16 protein-coding genes are annotated in these 18,845 nt (G+C 41.0%); 10 read left to right on the top strand and 6 right to left on the bottom strand.

Annotation, left to right across the window (positions count from 1 at the left end; all coding sequences use genetic code 11):
* Positions 1 to 44 precede the first annotated feature (44 nt).
* The 4 genes from R7P72_RS13620 to R7P72_RS13635 form a co-directional block, all read right to left on the bottom strand.
* Positions 45 to 1,322, bottom strand: coding sequence for a lipopolysaccharide biosynthesis protein (locus tag R7P72_RS13620; protein ID WP_005379478.1), 1,278 nt, complete (start codon positions 1,320 to 1,322; stop codon positions 45 to 47).
* A gap of 81 nt (positions 1,323 to 1,403) precedes the next feature.
* Positions 1,404 to 2,381, bottom strand: coding sequence for a Wzz/FepE/Etk N-terminal domain-containing protein (locus R7P72_RS13625; RefSeq protein WP_005379476.1), 978 nt, complete (start codon positions 2,379 to 2,381; stop codon positions 1,404 to 1,406).
* 182 nt (positions 2,382 to 2,563) lie between these two features.
* On the bottom strand, positions 2,564 to 5,266 hold the full coding sequence (locus tag R7P72_RS13630) for an SLBB domain-containing protein (protein ID WP_005379474.1): 2,703 nt from the start codon (positions 5,264 to 5,266) through the stop codon (positions 2,564 to 2,566).
* Between the two features lie 64 nt (positions 5,267 to 5,330).
* Positions 5,331 to 5,849: an outer membrane beta-barrel protein gene (locus R7P72_RS13635; protein WP_017820722.1), complete on the bottom strand. Its 519-nt coding sequence runs from the start codon at positions 5,847 to 5,849 to the stop codon at positions 5,331 to 5,333.
* A gap of 405 nt (positions 5,850 to 6,254) precedes the next feature.
* Between R7P72_RS13635 and R7P72_RS13640 the strand changes: the two genes are divergently transcribed.
* The 9 genes from R7P72_RS13640 to waaA all read left to right on the top strand — a co-directional run bounded on the left by R7P72_RS13640 (position 6,255) and on the right by waaA (position 15,395).
* Complete coding sequence (locus R7P72_RS13640) at positions 6,255 to 6,473, top strand: hypothetical protein (protein ID WP_005379468.1); 219 nt, start codon at positions 6,255 to 6,257, stop codon at positions 6,471 to 6,473.
* Between the two features lie 69 nt (positions 6,474 to 6,542).
* Positions 6,543 to 7,223, top strand: coding sequence for a YjbF family lipoprotein (locus R7P72_RS13645; protein ID WP_005379466.1), 681 nt, complete (start codon positions 6,543 to 6,545; stop codon positions 7,221 to 7,223).
* Positions 7,220 to 7,978 carry a capsule biosynthesis GfcC family protein gene (locus R7P72_RS13650; RefSeq protein WP_005379464.1) on the top strand — a complete coding sequence of 253 codons (759 nt, stop codon included), beginning with the start codon at positions 7,220 to 7,222 and terminating at the stop codon, positions 7,976 to 7,978. Before R7P72_RS13645 ends, R7P72_RS13650 begins: the two co-directional genes overlap by 4 nt.
* The gene (locus R7P72_RS13655) at positions 7,975 to 10,167 is read left to right on the top strand and encodes a YjbH domain-containing protein (RefSeq protein WP_213907288.1); all 2,193 of its coding nucleotides are present in this window, start codon (positions 7,975 to 7,977) and stop codon (positions 10,165 to 10,167) included. Before R7P72_RS13650 ends, R7P72_RS13655 begins: the two co-directional genes overlap by 4 nt.
* Before the next feature lie 148 nt (positions 10,168 to 10,315).
* Entirely contained in the window at positions 10,316 to 11,257 is a 942-nt protein-coding gene (gene rfaD / locus R7P72_RS13660; protein ID WP_017634969.1) for an ADP-glyceromanno-heptose 6-epimerase, read from the top strand.
* Positions 11,258 to 11,384: 127 nt separating this feature from the next.
* The gene (gene lpxM / locus R7P72_RS13665) at positions 11,385 to 12,371 is read left to right on the top strand and encodes a lauroyl-Kdo(2)-lipid IV(A) myristoyltransferase (RefSeq protein ID WP_054579402.1); all 987 of its coding nucleotides are present in this window, start codon (positions 11,385 to 11,387) and stop codon (positions 12,369 to 12,371) included.
* The gene (locus R7P72_RS13670; protein ID WP_053307407.1) at positions 12,368 to 13,090 is read left to right on the top strand and encodes a glycosyltransferase family 25 protein; all 723 of its coding nucleotides are present in this window, start codon (positions 12,368 to 12,370) and stop codon (positions 13,088 to 13,090) included. Before lpxM ends, R7P72_RS13670 begins: the two co-directional genes overlap by 4 nt.
* Positions 13,087 to 14,142, top strand: a complete 1,056-nt coding sequence (gene waaF, locus R7P72_RS13675) for a lipopolysaccharide heptosyltransferase II (RefSeq protein WP_025768326.1) — start codon at positions 13,087 to 13,089, stop codon at positions 14,140 to 14,142. Before R7P72_RS13670 ends, waaF begins: the two co-directional genes overlap by 4 nt.
* On the top strand, positions 14,136 to 15,395 hold the full coding sequence (waaA, locus tag R7P72_RS13680; protein WP_213904779.1) for a lipid IV(A) 3-deoxy-D-manno-octulosonic acid transferase: 1,260 nt from the start codon (positions 14,136 to 14,138) through the stop codon (positions 15,393 to 15,395). The genes waaF and waaA overlap by 7 nt, the downstream gene beginning before the upstream one ends.
* A 57-nt stretch (positions 15,396 to 15,452) precedes the next feature.
* On the opposite strand, the gene R7P72_RS13685 is transcribed toward waaA, so the two are convergent.
* Entirely contained in the window at positions 15,453 to 15,875 is a 423-nt protein-coding gene (locus R7P72_RS13685) for an adenylyltransferase/cytidyltransferase family protein (RefSeq protein ID WP_005379435.1), read from the bottom strand.
* Complete coding sequence (locus tag R7P72_RS13690; protein ID WP_164666588.1) at positions 15,872 to 17,389, bottom strand: asparagine synthetase B family protein; 1,518 nt, start codon at positions 17,387 to 17,389, stop codon at positions 15,872 to 15,874. The genes R7P72_RS13685 and R7P72_RS13690 overlap by 4 nt, the downstream gene beginning before the upstream one ends.
* 171 nt (positions 17,390 to 17,560) lie before the next feature.
* On the opposite strand from R7P72_RS13690, the gene R7P72_RS13695 reads away from it, so the two are divergent.
* Complete coding sequence (locus tag R7P72_RS13695; protein ID WP_005379433.1) at positions 17,561 to 18,811, top strand: CDP-glycerol glycerophosphotransferase family protein; 1,251 nt, start codon at positions 17,561 to 17,563, stop codon at positions 18,809 to 18,811.
* Positions 18,812 to 18,845 lie beyond the last annotated feature (34 nt).

Consider the following 18,845-nt stretch of genomic DNA (forward strand, 5'->3'; position numbering starts at 1 on the left):
ATTAATATTTCGTTCTTGTGCTTTTAATAAATACTGAGACTAACTTACTTTCTCATAGAAAAGACAACAAAAAAAGATGTGAACAGGTAAAATAAAGTAAGATAAGCGCTTAACATAATCAAAAAAGTAGATTCTTGAACATGAAAATAAATCGAACCTACAAACATAATTATTAGACCTAACACTCTGACAATGCTTAAAATAAGAAAATGAATTTGAGAACCAACAACATTTATTGCTTCAATCAAAGGTAAGGAAGTAAATTGTAACAACATAAAAGGAGCTAACACTACCGCCATTTGTCCAGCTTTTAACCACTCATTACCAAAAATGACAACAAACGCATACTCAGCCACAAACATCGTCACTATCGTCAAAGGGAATCCAATTAAAAATAATTTCTTTTGTACAGAGAATGTAATTCTGCGGATTTTTTCAATATTATTCTTTCCTATTGACGATATTTCAGCATAATAAGCCTTAGATACAGCCCTAACTATAAGGGTTATAGGTAGATTTAGTGCAACCATAGCTAGACTAAGTTGTCCTGTACTTTCTTTACTAAATAATGCTGCCATCATTAAGGTTGGAGCTTGTAATGACAAAGACATCAGAATTTGAGATGGCAATCGAAATACTGGAAAGCCACGATAATAACTAGATATAAAAGTAGAACGACTCTTAGTAACCTGACTTTTTAGCTTTATAAAATCTGGCAATGATTGTTTAATAAAACTTCCCACACCACCGCTTTGAGCAATAAACTGACCGATCAGTAGACCTGCAGGCTTAAAACTGAACAAACCCATTAAAATTTTTGTAAGATTGCCAAAAAAAGATTGAGTTACTTGTGTTTTGGCTATTATTTTATATTGCTTTTTCCTAGTAGCCCAAAGACTAAATAGTTCATATAAGGCAGTTCCTGCTGCACCAAGTACAATTACAGGCCACCATGGAGCAAGCGCTCTCATATCAAACCAGTTCAGGATAGTTTCACTGAAGAAAAATAGTATTACTGCAATAAAAAGAGAACTCATCAATATCAGAGCTAGACATACCGAAAAAAGATTTATTGCCATCTTATCAGTTTTGGGTAAAGGAATTGCTTGCACATACCGAAAGGTAAAAATAGGCGCTAATATAGCTATCAGTGACGTGTAAAGAGCTAAAACACCGTAATCTTCTGGAGAATAGATTCGGGTTAAAACTGGAATACTAACTAAACCTATAATTCTGGCAAACACAGCACCTTTTGCCAGAGTAAGCATTCCTTTGAATACACTTGCAACTTCGGAGTTCTTATTGCTCTTAAAAATATTCAATTATCTTATCTTAATAAAATATAATTCGTTATTATATAGTTAATAATAAAAGATCTGTTAAGCCTATTTAAATTTATAGCTCTAACTTATCTCATCTTCTTTAAAAGAATAATTTACAAGTATAATTATCATACCTAATATCCCCCCTAAAAGAGTTCCTATTACGCAAATTAATGCACGATTTGGCGAACTCTTAAGCTCAGGAACAACAGCAGGATCTACTGTTTTAAATATAAACTCATCTTGAACTTCAGCTAACATTAAGCTTTTTGTTTGTTCCTCAATTAGACTATAAAAAGTGCTTTGCATCTCAGCAACTGAAGTTTTTTGTAATTGAGTATTTAAGTAGGTAAGGTTTTGAGATACCTCTGAAATAGTTCTCTCTCTCATAACCTTATTAATATCTTCAATCAACCAGTTTACCCACTGCTTTGTTAAATAAGGAGAAAAGTGTTGTACAGATACTGTGTACAAACCAGTTTCATCATCTTTATTTACGCTTAAGACATTTTTACTAAATACCTCATAAGCCTCTTGTGGTGTTGGTTTAGGTCCTCTTAAACCATCTGGTTCTCGCACCCACATGCCAGTCTTAGAGTTATATATTTCGTCATCTAAAACAAGCTGATTCTTGCTTAGGTCCCAGTCTTTTGCCGCCATTAAAGGAACCAATAGATCGTACTTCTCAATGAACGCTTCAGCAAATTGACGAGATTTCATAACTTGGACAGCAAGGTCTGTCTGAGACGCACCTCCTCCACCAAGATTTACTCCTGCAAGAGCAGCCAACCCACCCAATTGGCCTGCCATTTTCGAGAGCCCACCACCGCCAGCACTTTCCGCTGGAGATAACAGCGCATCCGCTTTATAAACATTTGGTAGGCTCAATGCATAGATCACAGAGCCAACAGCAAAAGTAAAAGTTGTTGCAATTACAACCCATTTGCCTCGCCACAAGGACTTGAATAATTCGCGCAAATCAATAGGCGCGTCGTATAACTCATTGGAATGTGGATATCTAACCAATTGTTGAGCCTGCTTTTCTTGTTGTGGTTCCATTTAATCAAATTTCCTTCGCTATAGCGAAATCTTCGCTAATAGAATGACTTTGATGAGGCTGAGCTCCAGCCAATAAATCAATAGCTATAGCCATTAGGTATACTCAGATATCTGAGCCTGAACCTATTGCTATCAATGAATAATTCCCACCCTAATTCAAACTAGAACTAGGGTGGAGTCATTTACTTCAGAGCATTAATCGCAACACCCGTCTGATAAAGAATCTGCGTTGCTGCAGTCCATGTGCTTAATGCATCACGGTAGTCGGTATCAATTGGTACAACAATAGTATCACCAGCTTTTAGTTCTTCTTTGCTATTTCCGAACCAATAACCAGATGAAGGCTTATAAACAGAACCATCTGCACGCACTACAAAAATGCGGTCTTCGTCCGCTTGTTTTTTAGCACCACCCGCTTTGTTAAGATAGTCATCGACATCAAGTTTGTTGTCCAACAAGTAAGTAATTGGAACCTGAACTTCACCCATGATTGATACTGTGTTTCGGAAAGTAGGAACAAAGAGGAAGTCACCGTCCTCGAGCATAAAGTCTGCTGAACGCTCGCCTTTTAAAATACGGTTTAGCTGTACCACCATACGGCCAAGTGCTTTGCTGCGACTTGCTTCCTCAACAAATGCTAGTGTTTTTTCTGGGTCTGAAATTACAGAACCTATATTACTATCGGCTCGGAACGTCTTCTTCGCTGTTTCTTTTCGCATATCTGCGGCGTATTGGTTTAAAAGCTTCTGCTCTTGTAAACGCAATGCTTCACGCGTAAATATCGCTCCTTGGGGGTGAGCGAACTCTGTGAGACCACCCGCTCGATCCAATAGCTCACTTAAGGTTTCACCTTGGCGCACGGTATAGGTTCCAGGGAAACGAACTTCACCCTGTAAAGTGACTGTGCTTTGTAGCTTCACATTTGGCTTTTCTAGGATGTTCAAACGATCTCGGCCTACGATAATTGCATCGTCCGAAGCACTGCCTTGGATTGCTTTACGCAAATCAATACGCTCAACATCAATATACGCACGCTCATCCGCACTATTAATCGCGGTTCGTGCTAATTCTGCATTAATTGTGAATGCGTTGTAAGTCAAACCACCAGCTGCTTCAATAAGCGTTGATACCGTCATTCTTGGAGTAATCGGGTAGCGTCCTGGGTGCTTCACTTCACCAAAGACTTCAGCAATTTGAGGGGCTAACCCCAAACGAGACTGTTGTTGGAGTTGTAACAATACTGGTGCAAGCAAAGTGCGACGAGTGTTTTGCTTCAGCTTTTCAAAGTCTTCCTCTGTAATCTCTTTACCACGGAAAATGATTTTAGCTGGTTTCGCTTGCTCTGTGGTGCTCTGGTTGTTCAACGTACCGTTTACTGAATGCGAAACGGCAACAGAAGAACTCATCACTTCTTGTTCTTTCTGTTGTTCTAGCTCAGCTTGCTCTTGCGCTTGTTCTAGCGTTTTTGCTTTTGAAACAGACTCTTGTGTTGCGAATGTATCCAAGTCTTCGTTATTAAAGCGGTTGAAAACCAATATGCGATCTCGTGATTGTAACTGGAGGTTGTCTTGGCTACCTGGTGATAGAATTGCGTTGGCTAAGCTTAGTTGGAACACTTCAATATCACGTTGCGGATTAATCTCTCTTACCACAACAGCATAGTTAACATCAGCTGTAGAATTAAAAGCTGAGTCAACAGACTTGAAAAGATCAGCAACACGAAGCCCATTGCGCCATTCCACATAGCCAGGATGACGAACATCCCCCTCTATCTGCACGTAACGAGTAAGCTCTTCGCTTTTTTTCAAGATCTTGATGGCGTCGCCATTTTTAACTTTACTCTTTCGATCTTGCGTTTTATTGAAATCAAGCGTCAAAGCCTCACGAGCGTCATGTGAAGCGTAGCGTTTTATCTCCAACTGCTCGACATGAGCATTCGCAGTAAAACCACCTGCCATCTGAATAAGTTGTTGGTAAGTTTCACCGGCCTTGACTTCATAAATTGCCGGACGGTTGATCTCCCCTTCTATAGACACTGTATCCTTAACAGAACCAATTAAAACAACATCATCCGGTAGTAAGCGCACATCATTACTTGCATCACCTTTTAGTAAAAGGTCATACATATCCAACTTACGAATGATTTTACCATCACGCTTTAGCTGGATATCTCTCAGCGCCCCACTTTCACCAAAACCGCCACTGTAATAGATAGCTTGTGAAATTGTCGTTAATGCGCTAACCGTGTAGGCACCAGGTTTATATGCATCCCCCATTACAAACACTTGCATGGTGCGTAATTCACCCAATGAGATATCACTGCGCACACCAATCATTTGCTCTTTTACACGTTGCGTCAGAGAGTCTCGAACATCAGAAAAGTGCATGCCTGCAACATTTACTGGCCCAAGTGAAGGGAAGTTGATTGTGCCCGCACGATTTACGCGTAAACGATGCGTTTCATTATCTTTACCAAATAACTGCACAATGATTTCATCACCTGCACCCACGGTGTAATTTGCTGGCACAGGAACATCACTGATCGGAGCAAAGGTGCTTGGAGAACCAGCAAAAAGATCTAAACCAAAGCGTTTAATCTCTTCCTGCTCACCTTTTTTGAGCCATTGTTCTTCGATATTGGAAGATGCAGCGCCACTAGCTTCAGTTCTAGGTTGGATTACTTGAGGATTTTCGTAAGGAGACTTGTTTGAAGATGAACTAGAAGGAATGGAGAAACCATACTTACTCGCCAAGGCCTTTTGTTGGTCGGCGGGTAGATTTTGAAACATTTTCATTTGTTCTGGAGTGGGTGTTTGTGCCATTGAATAAGACGCAAACGTACTTGCCAATATAAAAGCGGCAATAGAGAAATATCCTTTAAACATGGTATGTCACTATAATAATTGAATAAAAGACCCTAGCCCCAAGTTTGAGCTCTAGGTATTTAAATTAGAATCGGTGCTGAAAACCCAGTGTAATCGAGTTAAGGCGAACTTGGTCTTCAGAGACGTTATCAACGAACTCAAATATCACCGCGCTTTGGTTATTTAAAGCGTAGTGCATACCTAACCCAAAACTAAATCCTTGTTCTTTGTGAGAACCTACATTTTGTAGATCAAGCTGAACGCTTGAATACCCAGCTAAACCGTAAAGTGCAACTCGCTCTGAAACCGGCATATTCAACTTAACAAAGCCGCTCAAAGCGCTATCAACGGCAAGACCACTGTCACGTTGAACTGATGTCCCGTAACGACCTTCTAAACCAATGTAGTCATTAAAGAAGTATCCTGCTTGAGCACTAAGAAGAAAGGGGCTTCCCTCTTTCACGGACTCAGAAGATGAGCTTTTCAGTTCTGCATTTGAGTAGCTCACTAGAGCGCCTGCGTAAAAATCGGCTGACGCTGAAAAAGAACTCAGGCTCAAGCCCAGTGCACCAAGTATTCCCAAACAATGCTGCTTTCTTATCACGTAAAAGTTCCTAGTACTGGTAATAATATTGACTGACAAGGCAAAGTTAAATTTTGCTATACAGATCATTAAATACTGAAGAGCTGGCACGCTACCGCCCTGAGGCATGGAGCGTAAGCCACTGTATCGCTTTCTATATGGTCTAAGTAAAAACGACCTATTGACTTCAAACCTCTAGTGCTGAAGGAAATAGGCAGACAAATTATGCACTCTTGATAGTTTATCAGCAAGCAAGGGAGCAAGATAACCGTGCAATGTCACGCTGGTGTTAGAAATGAGATCGAAAGCCATAGCAAAATAAGAAACTATTTACATGCTAAGGCTTTTTTATCTAGAATATAATTTGGAGCATTTTTTATGCTACCAAACATCGATGTTTTTATACCGGATACACAAGGATTAATAATGAAGAATACAGCTCTAGCTATTCTTATGGCTCTAAGCGCAACAACTGCATTTGCAGCAGAAGAAGCAGGCTCAACAGGCGCAGCTTCTGCGTCAGCAACTGGCACTACAGCTGTAGGTGTAGGTGCAGCAGCAGCAGTAACTGTAGTAGCAGTTGCAGCGTCAGATAGCGACTCAACATCTACTTCGACATCTACTTCTACTTCTACTTCTAACTAATTTCGTTTTGTAGAACAGAAGCCAATCGCCCTGATTAAGTCAGGGCGATTTTATTTGTAAGAGGGATCAATGAATATCTTCCGAATACCTAAATGGATACGCCAACTCCTCATTCTTCCATTACTCCTTGTACTCTTTGGCTGTACACAGAAATTCAACGATGTTTCAGCAACCGTCCAAGAAGCCTACGGTAACTACATCGATGTAGAGATGACACCAGAAGAAATCAATGCTATTCCATATGCCAGTGCCTATTTGAAACTTGGAAATCAGAAGCAGGTGTTTGTCGTTTTAGCTTTCGCGGAACGAAATCCGCAAAATGGAAAAATACAATTGAAATGGGTAAGCGCCGATAAAGCCATGATCGTTACAGAAAATGGGCACATCGTCAAAACGATTGGACTACAGAGTGGCGACTTAGCGGGTGTTTACGGTGACGTTCCAGATTTTTCTTTACACTCAACCTCTGTCAACTACGCACTTTCATACGATTGGGCAACACAATACCGTTATGGCTTTCCTGCAAATATAACGCGTTCTTACTCAGGCCAAGAAACGTTAACAACACCTATTTCTAGCACTATGACCAACGTATATAAAGAAGTTGTTGAGTTTAGCAGTCTTTCTCAATCGGTCGAAAACTACTATTGGGTCAATGAACAAGGTCAAGTTGTTAAAACCATACAACATCTAGGGCCAAATATGATTCCGGTCGAGTTAACCATTTTGAAGGGATACAGCAAATCATGAGCAAGCAACTACTCACAGTATTCGGTTTGGTCATGCCGCTTTTGAGCATGTCTAGCTTCGCTCAAACAGAAACCTCTGCATTGCAACCATTAAATGTTGAATTGCTAGAAGCAGGCAAACGGCTACAATTTCAAGGGACGGCTCGTTTAGAAAGTGTGTTAGCACTTGCTAGGGAGCAAGGCGTCTCTCTGCAATACTCTCTTGGTACCACTTTGTTTGATAAATCGGAACGCGCCGAGAAAACCTCAACCGCTTTAAAGAACTCGGTGCTCAATCAAATGATTCAACACAATTTGGTCGCACATCCATTCTACAAGTTCATTCAGAAGCAAAGCTTTGCACCGCGCTTACTGTCTGCGATCGATGTTGATAAAATTCGACTAAATAAATTCGACAACCCACTGTTGCGCGGCAATTTCCTGCTCGCAAGCCCTCTGCGCGAAGAGAAAGTGTACTTCTTGGGAAACCTAAATAGCGTGTATTCCATTACGGAGCAAGCTGGCATCCCTTTGCAGAGACAGATAGAGAATTTGAAAACTAATATTGGTGCGTTATCAACACCGCCAGTGTTGATCTATCCAGATGGTCACATAGTTAAGCCGCATCACGGAGCTTGGTTAACAACACAATATTACTTACCACCTCTGACATTGGTATATATTCCGTTTGGTGATCTTGAATATTCCGAAATGGACCAAGATATTATCCGCCTACTCACTCAATTGATACCAAATTCCAAAAAGAGACCACAATGATGCCAATTAGAAAAAGCTTAGCCCTTTCTTTAATGGGCCCTGCATTGGTTTGGGCTCAAGACATGCCCTTTGAGGCTCCCTCTTTACAGCCTTCTCAATCTGACTTTGGTGGTGTTGGCTTAATGCAGATGCCAACCGGACGTATGGCTCATGAAGGGGAGTTCAACTTTTCTGTAACAGGTAGTGATGAGTACCTTTTTTACAATGTGACTCTGCAACTCATGCCGTGGTTAGAAACAACTATCCGGTACACTCGAGTTCACGATCTGCCTTATTCGTCATCCTTCCCCGATGTTGACAATGAATATACAGACAAGGGGATAGATTTTAAATTTAGATTATGGGAAGAATCTGAATACATGCCAGAAATCGCCCTAGGGGTACGAGACTTTGCTGGTACTGGTCTTTTTGATGCTGAGTTTCTTGCGGCGACAAAACGATATTCTAATTCGAAATTAGGTACTTTTGATTTTACTTTAGGTATGGGCTGGGGCTACCTAGGAACTAGAGATACGGTCACAAACCCTTTTTGTAAAGCATCAGACAAATTCTGCGATAGACCTTCAGAATTTCTATCTACTGGCGGAACAACTAACTTCGATAGAGCCTTTAAAGGCCCTGCTGCCCTTTTTGGTGGTATTGAATATCAAACTCTTCATAAGCCTCTTCGCTTCAAGCTTGAATATGACGGTAACGATTACAGCACAGACTATCCAGTTGTTCAGGCCGGTATAGATATGTCTCCCCACACACCATGGAACTTTGGTGTTCTCTACCGTCTAGGCATGGCCGATTTTCGTTTAAGTTATGAACGCGGCGATACTTTAGTAGCAGGCTTAACGCTAAACACTAATTTCAATGACATGCCATCATTCTGGCGAGACACACCAACCCCAGAAGTGGAAGATAACCAACCCAAAGAACTGTCTGATGTTGATTGGGAACGTGTAACAGAAGATTTAGACAAAATTGCTGGCTATCGAAACACGCGTGTTTATGTTGATAACAATACCGTAACTGTCGTTGGTGAGCAGAAAAAATATCGTGACCGTACAGAGGCACACGAAAAAGCGGCAGCTGTACTCCATAATGAAATGCCTGACGATATTGATACCTATGCGATCAATGAACGTAGCCGAGGCTTAGTCGGTGAACAAACGATTATTTCCAAAGAGAAATATCGCGACTTTGCCCAAGTTAATTACATCAATCCGAAAATAGAAGATGCAACCTCAAGGGCTACTACTAAGCCTACGGGAGAATCTATCTACGATGGTTTTGAACGTTTTGATTGGGGCTTTGCACCTAAACTAGTTCAAACTCTCGGAAACGCTGAAGATTTCTATCTCTTTAGTGTAGGGCTAAGCGGTAATGCCTCATATTGGCTGACGGACAACCTTGAAATTGGCGGTTCGTTATACTGGGATTGGTATAACAACTACGATAAGTTTATTTATGTCACTCCACCTGATGGCACTACTGTTCCTCGTGTTCGCACCATGTTCCGCGCTTACCAAAATGAACATGCTGTAACCATGTCAAACTTACAATTGACTTGGTTCCAAGAGTATTCCGATACGATGGATCAGCAATTCTACGCGGGCTATCTGGAGAGTATGTTTGCTGGAGTCGGTACCGAGTTTCTTTACCGTCCACAAGGAGCTAACTGGGCGATTGGCGCTGACGTCAACGTAATTTCTCAACGTGATCCACAAAGTTACTTCGGTGTTTACGATGAGAAATGGCAAAACGTGCCAGAATATGGACGTCCGTTCCAAGTTATTGATAAAGGCTTCACTGGTTTTGTATCTGGGTACTACTACCCTCAATGGGATTTCCTACAAGATTTGATGATCCAAGTCGATGTTGGTCAGTTCCTGGCTGGTGATGTTGGTACACAAATCAATGTTTCTAAGCAGTTCAAGAGTGGCGTAATTGCTGGTGCCTTTGCGTCATTTACAGACTTGTCTGCGGATGAATTTGGTGAAGGTAGCTTTACCAAAGGTTTCTACTTGTCGATTCCGTTTGACATCATGACCGTTAAGCCAAGTAACAATCGTGCGAACTTTAGTTGGCAGCCTCTTACTCGTGACGGAGGGCAGAAGCTCGGCCGCAAATACAGCTTAATTGAGTTAACCGACGAACGAAATCCTTGGTACCAAAGACCTAACCGTTCGGATGTGGAATAATAAAGTAATCAAGGGAGCTGCGGCTCCCTTTTTCATATCTAGATACTTAGTCATAGAAGACTAAAACCTATCTTCCTGCTTCCAATAGCGCTACTTTTCGTTTCTTGCTAGAATTCCAGAGAAAATTTTAATCTATGGTGGAAGTTCTATGATCATCGTAACTGGTGGCGCTGGCATGATCGGCAGCAACATTGTTAAAGCACTAAACGAAGCTGGTATTAACGATATCTTGGTTGTCGACAACCTAAAAAATGGAAAAAAATTTAAGAACTTAGTTGATCTGGACATCACAGATTACATGGATCGTGACGACTTTCTGACCCAAATTATGGCGGGCGATGATTTTGGTCCGATTGAGGCAATTTTCCACGAAGGTGCTTGCTCTGCAACGACTGAGTGGGATGGTAAGTACATGATGCTAAACAACTACGAGTACTCTAAAGAGCTGCTTCATTACTGTTTAGATCGCGAGATTCCATTCCTATACGCTTCTTCAGCAGCCACTTACGGCGATACAGATACTTTCGTTGAAGAACGCGAATACGAAGGCGCACTGAATGTATACGGTTACTCGAAACAGCAGTTTGATAACTACGTTCGTCGCCTATGGCAAGACGCTGAAGAACATGGTGAGACCCTTTCTCAAATCACCGGCTTCCGCTACTTCAACGTATATGGCCCACGTGAAGACCACAAAGGTAGCATGGCATCAGTTGCGTTCCACCTAAACAACCAACTTAACGCAGGTGAAAATCCTAAATTGTTCGCGGGCAGCGAATCATTCAAACGCGACTTCGTTTACGTTGGTGATGTCTGTAAAGTAAACCTGTGGTTCTTAGAAAACGGCGTATCAGGCATTTTTAACTGTGGTACTGGCCGTGCTGAATCTTTTGAAGAGGTAGCAAAAGCAGTTATCAAGCATCATGGCAAAGGCCAAATTGAAACCATCCCATTCCCTGAGCACCTAAAAGGCGCTTACCAAGAGTTCACACAAGCGGATCTGACCAAACTGCGCACCGCAGGCTGTGATGTTGAATTCAAGACAGTTGCAGAAGGCGTTGCCGAATACTTGACTATCCAAAACAGTTAAGCACCACAAGGTGGTAGAACCATAACCTGCCACCTTTACTCAAATGCAATAGCCTGTATCATTCCTAACTATCTTTTTTCTCATTTAAACCACTTCGCCCGTACACGAATAGGTAACTAGACACGCCATGACCATAAAACGTGATGACTTCGACCCTAAAGCATATAACCCTGAGTTTAAGCGCCACTTTCTGTCGTCTAAGTACTGGGGCACGTGGTTAGGTGTTATCTTATTTTTACCTTTATCATTAATGCCACTGGGTTTACAAAAGTGGTTGGCGAAAACCATAGCCAAAAAACTGTCGAAATCCCACAAGGGGCCAGCTCACCGAGCGAGGGTTAACTTTGAGCTGTGTTTTCCGGAAAAGTCGTTCCAAGAACGTGAAGCTTTGATAGAAAAAACACTCTACACAGCAGCCATGTTCTTTTTTCGCTTCGGGTTACTAAGTTTACGCTCACCAAAATGGCTTCAGAACCGTTGCCAAACTCGCGGCCTAGACATTTTACGACAGCACATTGATAACAACGAAAATGTGATTTTAATGGTTCCCCACTCTTGGGCAATTGATGTGCCTGCTATCTTGCTCGCGTCAATGGGAATGCCAGTTTCTGCAATGGCGAAGAAACAAAAGAATGATGTTGCTGACTGGCTAATGCACAAGCAAAGAGTCCAATACGGTGGTCGTGTTTATGAACGCTCTGGTGGTGTTAAGCCGTTTTTGAAATCAGTTCGAGATGGCTATGTAGGGTATTACCTACCCGATCAAGATCACGGCCCAGAGCATAGTGTGTTTGTGGATTTTTTTGCAACACGTAAAGCAACGCTACCTGGTTTAGGCAAAATTGCGAAACTATCACGCTCAAAAGTACTACCTCTATTTGCGTCGATGAACACTGAAGATGGTACGTTTGATATTGAGATTTTACCAGCGTTTGAGCTGGATAAAGGCGAAGAGCAAGACGCTCGTACCTGTAATGAAGCCATTGAATATTTTGTCGGTGATAAACCCGAACAATATATGTGGGTACTACAGTTGCTGCACTCTCAAGAAGACGGCAATAACTATTACAATTTGTTTAAACCAAGATATAACAGCGACTGGAAAGTGCAGTGAAAGTATTTGTCGTAAGCTTGGCTCGATCGCTAGATCGCCGAGAACGTATTGAAGAAAAGTTAAAACAACAAGGCATTACGTTTGAATTTTTTGATGCAATAGATGGCTCTGTTGACCGTTTTCTTCATTCAGAAAAAAGTCGTCCTACCATTACTCTACGCCGCAAAGGGTATCAATTAAAAACCAGTGAAGTCGCCTGTTTTGCAAGCCATTACGAGTTGTGGGTTCGCTGTGTTGAGCTTGATGAACCGATCGTCATCTTAGAAGACAACGTCGACCCCGTCGAAGGGCTGAAGCAAGTACTCGAACATACCCTTCCATTGACTTCTAATTATGACTACATCAAGTTGTCTGCTACTCAGAAGCGTGTATTCACCCCAATCGTACCTATTGATGATAATCATATGCTAGGGGGATACTCAGCAGGCACTTGTGGTACCACCGCTTATATCGTCACACCTAAAGCAGCCTCAAAGTTTGTTATGCATGCTCAAGAGTTTATTGAACCAGTCGATGACTACATGGAAAAACCATGGAGACATGGTGTTCAAGTCTACAGCGTGTCTCCAGATCTCTTTACTAGAGCAGAGATTGCTTCGACGATTGGTGGTAAAAGAAAAGATAAATCCAAAATGACTCTTGCGAATAAAATATACGCTGAACTTTTTAGAACTTATGAGTCAATTTTGAAATTCCTATACTGGAAAAACAAAGCATGAAGATTTTAGTCATTGGCCCTGCATGGGTCGGCGATATGGTAATGTCGCAATCGTTATATATCGTATTAAAGCAACGCCATCCAGATAGCCAAATTGACGTTATCGCTCCAGGATGGTGTAAACCGATTCTTGAGCGTATGCCAGAAATCCATCAAGCGATTGAAATGCCTATCGGTCATGGTGAGTTTAACTTATTAGGCCGCAGGGAAATTGGCAAATCATTACGTGAAAAGCAATATGACCACGCCTATATCTTGCCTAAATCAGCGAAATCGGCACTGATCCCATGGTTTGCCAACATTCCTCTTCGTACTGGCTGGAAAGGAGAAATGCGCTATGGTTTATTGAATGATTTACGCCCTAACATGAAGTCTTTTCAGTACATGGTAGAGCGCTATGTAGCGTTAGCTTATCCAAAAGCAGAAATGGTGGACTCTAACTCTCTTGGCGGGCTTGAAACCTTACCTCGCCCTCGCCTTGCAATCAACGCGGCAGAGCAACAAGCCACGATCAAAAAGTTCAACTTAGCCCAAGACCAACCAATTATCGGACTGTGCCCAGGAGCAGAGTTTGGTCCTGCCAAAAAATGGCCCGAAACACACTACGCTGAAGTTGCGACGCAAATGGCTCGTTCTGGACATCAAATCTGGTTGTTTGGTTCTCAAAAAGACTTAGAGACTTGTAACAATATTCGCGCACTTGTTCCGACGCAATTCCATGAGCACATTCATGTTCTGGCAGGCCAAACCAGCTTAATTGAAGCGGTCGACCTACTTGCTGCATGTAAGACTGTTGTCGCGAATGACTCAGGCTTAATGCATGTGGCAGCTGCGGTTGGTTGTAATGTTGTTGCAGTGTATGGCTCAACTTCACCGAAGTACACCCCCCCACTCGCAGAAAAAGTGGAGATTGTTCATACCGATATTGATTGTCGCCCTTGTTTCCAGCGTGAATGTCAGTACAAACACCTTAAGTGCTTGACAGAACTTTCGCCTAAGCAAGTGCTAGATAGTATCCAAAAACTTGACGCCATTACGATAAGCTCATGTTAGTTCGCATTATTTATACCTTACTACTCGCCCTAGCGTCACCGCTGCTTTTATTTGGTTTGTACAAGAGCAAACCAAATAAGCCTAAGTTCGGCTCTCGCTGGAAAGAGCACTTTGGCATAACCCCCAAGTTAAAAAGCAACGACAAACCTATTTGGATACATGCCGTATCTGTTGGTGAAAGCATAGCAGCAACACCTTTAATCAAAGCCCTTAAGGAACAAAACCCCGAACAATCTATTCTAGTTACAACAACAACAAGTACGGGAGCTGAACAGATTGCTAAGTTGGGTAATTTAATTGAACACCGCTATATGCCAATTGACTTTGGGTTCGCTATCAAAGGTTTTCTTAAAGCAGTGCAGCCAAAACAGATGTTGATCATTGAGACTGAGCTGTGGCCAAACACGCTTCACAATGTTCACAAAGCGGGTATCCCTATAACTGTCGTGAATGCGCGCCTATCTGAAAAATCGTGTCAGAACTACGCCAAAATACAGCGGCTTTTTAACCAGCTTCATCCATGCCTAACTCAAGTACTCTGCCAAACGGATTCAGATGCAGAGCGCTTCGAACGCTTAGGCGTTGAGAAAAAGAAACTATCCGTTACTGGCTCGATTAAGTTCGATATTCAAATATCAGAGCAAGTGAAACAGCAAGGACAGCAGCTTCGAGCCCAACTTGGAAACGATCGTCCGATTTGGATAGCAGCTAGCACCCACAAAGGCGAGGACGAACAGGTATTAGATGCACATAGACAAGTTTTAAAATCTCTTCCAAATGCTTTACTCGTTTTGGTTCCTCGCCATCCAGAACGATTTGATGATGTATTCACGCTTTGCCAACAGCAAGGATTTAAAACTGTGCGTCGTACTTCAACGCATGCAGTAGAGACGAATACTCAAATATATCTCGGCGATACAATGGGTGAGATGCTAACGTTGATGGGCGCAGCGGACATCTGCTTTATGGGTGGAAGCCTAATTGGAGATAAGGTTGGTGGGCACAATGTGCTAGAGCCTGCCATGTTAGAAAAAGTCATAATCACTGGCCCTAGCTATTTCAACTTTAAGGAGATTGTATCTGACTTATTGGATATAGATGGGATATTACTAGCCAGTGATACAACCGACTTGGCTAAGCATCTAACATCCCTTCTTTCACAACCATCCTTAAGTGAACTCTATGAGATAAAGGCCTGTCACTATGCAAAACGAAACCAAGGTGCTTTAAAAAGAACTACCGATAAACTATGAATCCGAACTTTAAAAGCCAAAATTGAATTTTTGGCTTTTAAAAATTAGAAATAACTACTACTTTCGTTCACTACGAAGCGAAGTTAGGGTCTCATTGATTAGGGTGCTAGAGGTTCCTTCAGTGTAAGGGAAATAAATAACCTTACAACCTACAGCAGCTAAATCTTTCTCGTGTTCCTGCCATTTAGAAGTTTCATACCAATCATCTCCTACGAATAGATAACTCGCATGATTCTTTCTCGCTGCAGAGGCTTTATCCATATCTTTTTGAGGTATAGCTACATCAACATACTTGCAAGAACGTACAACCTCTATCCGCTCATGGTATGGTATTACTGGTTGCTTACCTTTATATGCGACCAACTCATCAATCGTAACTCCTACCACTAACTTGTCGCACATGGCTTTTGCGTTACGTAATAAATTCACGTGGCCAACATGAAATAGATCATATACGCCACTTGTATAACCGATAATCATTTCATCAATACCTTTAAATTTTCTTCAAACCACAATTCATAAGAAGATAATAAGTTCGGGTTGTCAAAAACCTTTGTAAGATCAACAGGAAAGCCAACTTTTCTCTCATACGCAAAGCTTTTTCCTTTAAGTGGAGCAATTAACTCACGTAGAGGTAGCTTCCCTAGTGAACCATTCATTAGTCTACCAGCACTGAATTTGATTGCGGCTTCGAATACATGATAATTGGCAATAGGATCTCGCCCTTCAATTCCAGCAGCCATTAAAGCAAAGTCTAACCGCCTAAACAAAACTGGCATATGATACTTAATAAAAAAGTATCGTACTTTTTCAAAAGGAGTTAAATGCTCCAATCTGGCAAATAATTCAGAGAACTCTCGATAAGTCGTAGTGTCTTGTCTTGGGACCTTATAGCAGTAAAACTCTAAAAATGTATCGAGTGAAAAACTCTCACATTCCGCAGCCCAATTAAATATACGGTCATACCCACCAAAGAATTCATCCGCACCTTCGCCCGAAAGAAGCACCTTAACTCCATCCTGAGCAGCAATTTGGGAGATACGATACAGAAGAACCTCATTAGGCACAGACATTGGTTCACCTCTTAGAGCAATTAACTCGTCAAAACAGCGTTTGTACTCATTTGCTCCACATTCATGAACGGTTAGGTTAGGAATATTTTGCTCTTGAAGAAAAGTGATATCATCATCACCTTTAAAACCAATAGTGTATAGTTTCTCAATATCAGTTAGTTGATGAATCAAATTACTGTCAATGCCTCTACTCATTAGAAGGCCAACCTTAGCATCTGAAACTAATCGACTATTGATGCCATCTCTAACTGCTTTTTCTAATTGCTCTTGCGATACATCTTCATATTGTTGAAAGAAGTTTAAGCTTTCAAAATAGCACCCATTGACAAAGCATGAACCAGGTTCAACAGTTGATACTTCTTTGAAATATGAGCCACTAAAAATGGGCGCACGAGCTGCATGATACTCTTCAATAGCTAGAGGGTTCACAGGTAAGTCAAAAAGTGCCTTCAATACATTAGGCTCAGAAGAAAATGAAATACCGTGTGGAGATTGATGATAAAATAGAGGCTTAACACCAAACTTATCCCGACACGCATGCTGCAGCTTTCCGTCTGCACTTACGTAAACGAATGCGAAAAATCCGTCCAACTCGTTCTCAATAAGATGCCCAGAGATAATAAGGTCGCTTAAGAGTGTAGTATCGCTCGTGTACTCTTTTTCAAAGTACTTTTGACCGAGCTCCTTGTAGTTAAGGATCTCGCCATTAAATACTAGTATACCTCCTCGAGCATCAATAACAGGTTGATTACTACCCGAACCTAGTTCGATAATAGAAAGCCGAGAGTGATAGGCTTTCCACCCTCCATGCTCGACTAACCCAGAAGAACAATCTGGCCCTCTAAATCGCAAGCATTCTTCAATGATTTTGCTGTGCTCTTGGATCACTCGTGGATCATTAGAAATAAAAATACCGCACATACTCTGCCTTACTTCAAATTGAGGTAGCTTTGACTGTACCAAGATGTCATCATATCGCCTAAGAGCTGTCATCTTAGTTTAAGCCCAATAATCAACCTAGCAGTTTACACTAGAACAATGTTTGGTTATAGGGGAGTCAAAACTGAAGTCGTATGTAAAAGGTTTATGGCCATGCCATTAAAGAAGTCGATCAAGACATTGAGACAAACTGTAAAGTATCAACTAAACATACTCGCCGATGAGCGACGTTTAAAAAAACTAAAAAAGAAAAATAAAATAAGAGTAGCCTTCTTTGTTCTTCATCATAGTGTATGGAAATGTGACGCAGTCTTCAGAGCAATGATGGAAGATGACTTTTTCGAACCCTTTATTTTTGTCTGTCCTTACACAGGAAAGGATGATGTATCTTGTATACAAGATGTACAAAAAAATGTTAATTTCTTCCAAAATAAAGGCTACCCAACTGTCAGCTCTTATAATAAAAATAAATCTACGTGGATTGACATTGACACTCTTGACATTGATATCATTTTTTTCACAAACCCACATAAAATAACAAAGAAAGATTATTACTCTAAAGCTTATAGTAAGTATTTATCTATTTATATCCCATATTCTCATCAAATATCAAAATACAACAATTATAAAGAACAATATAACCAACAATTTCATAATATGATGTGGAAAATATTCGCCCCACATTTTGATGAGGTGGATATTTTTAAAAAAAATTCCGACTTAAAAGGTAGAAACATCTTAGTGACCGGCTATCCTGCAACAGAGCCACTAATCAATAATGAGCTTGTTGCGAATTCACCATGGAAGAAACAGGACTCTAATAAGCTACGAGTTATTTTTGCTCCTCATCATACAATAGACACACCAGAGCTTCCTTACAGCACCTTCTTAAGCTTTTCTCAACAAATACAATCACTTTCAGAAAAGTACAAAAAAAACATTCAGTGGGCATTTAAACCTCATCCGATGCTAAAAGAAAAGCTATACAAACACAAAGATTGGGGAAAAGAAAAAACGGACACATATTATAGGTTTTGGGAGCAATCTAGCTTTAGTCAACTAGAAGAAGGAGATTACTATGATCTATTTAAAACTTCAGATGCTATGATTCATGATAGTGGCTCCTTTCTTGCGGAATATTTGTATTTAAACAAACCTGTAATGTATCTAGCATTAAGTGATGATATACGAAATTACCAAAATCCATTTGGTAATAAAGCATACGATAGTTGCACTAAAGGAAAATCTTATTCGGACATTGAGAACTTTCTTATAGATTTAATCCATCACAAAGCACCAGTAGATCGAACATTCTTTGATAATGAATTAGCAATACACTTTAGAGAATTAACGCCAACAATGCGTATAATGAATCACTTAAAAGAAGAGTTAAAAAATAGCTAACCAATATAGGGCTACCATGTTAGCCCTATATTTT

Origin of the sequence: Vibrio sp. Vb0888 (genome assembly GCF_033338835.1) — a bacterium.
In the GTDB taxonomy this organism is placed as follows: Bacteria; Pseudomonadota; Gammaproteobacteria; order Enterobacterales; family Vibrionaceae; genus Vibrio; species Vibrio alginolyticus.

What these genes read in the sequence shown, in the direction of transcription:
- R7P72_RS13640 (WP_005379468.1), top strand. Translation starts at nt 6,255, where the DNA reads ATGAAGAATACAGCTCTAGCTATTCTTATGGCTCTAAGCGCAACAACT.
- lpxM (WP_054579402.1), top strand. Translation starts at nt 11,385, where the DNA reads ATGACCATAAAACGTGATGACTTCGACCCTAAAGCATATAACCCTGAG.
- R7P72_RS13655 (WP_213907288.1), top strand. Translation starts at nt 7,975, where the DNA reads ATGATGCCAATTAGAAAAAGCTTAGCCCTTTCTTTAATGGGCCCTGCA.
- R7P72_RS13625 (WP_005379476.1), bottom strand. Translation starts at nt 2,381, where the DNA reads ATGGAACCACAACAAGAAAAGCAGGCTCAACAATTGGTTAGATATCCA.
- R7P72_RS13690 (WP_164666588.1), bottom strand. Translation starts at nt 17,389, where the DNA reads ATGTGCGGTATTTTTATTTCTAATGATCCACGAGTGATCCAAGAGCAC.
- R7P72_RS13695 (WP_005379433.1), top strand. Translation starts at nt 17,561, where the DNA reads ATGCCATTAAAGAAGTCGATCAAGACATTGAGACAAACTGTAAAGTAT.
- R7P72_RS13645 (WP_005379466.1), top strand. Translation starts at nt 6,543, where the DNA reads ATGAATATCTTCCGAATACCTAAATGGATACGCCAACTCCTCATTCTT.
- waaF (WP_025768326.1), top strand. Translation starts at nt 13,087, where the DNA reads ATGAAGATTTTAGTCATTGGCCCTGCATGGGTCGGCGATATGGTAATG.
- R7P72_RS13650 (WP_005379464.1), top strand. Translation starts at nt 7,220, where the DNA reads ATGAGCAAGCAACTACTCACAGTATTCGGTTTGGTCATGCCGCTTTTG.
- R7P72_RS13685 (WP_005379435.1), bottom strand. Translation starts at nt 15,875, where the DNA reads ATGATTATCGGTTATACAAGTGGCGTATATGATCTATTTCATGTTGGC.
- rfaD (WP_017634969.1), top strand. Translation starts at nt 10,316, where the DNA reads ATGATCATCGTAACTGGTGGCGCTGGCATGATCGGCAGCAACATTGTT.
- waaA (WP_213904779.1), top strand. Translation starts at nt 14,136, where the DNA reads ATGTTAGTTCGCATTATTTATACCTTACTACTCGCCCTAGCGTCACCG.
- R7P72_RS13630 (WP_005379474.1), bottom strand. Translation starts at nt 5,266, where the DNA reads ATGTTTAAAGGATATTTCTCTATTGCCGCTTTTATATTGGCAAGTACG.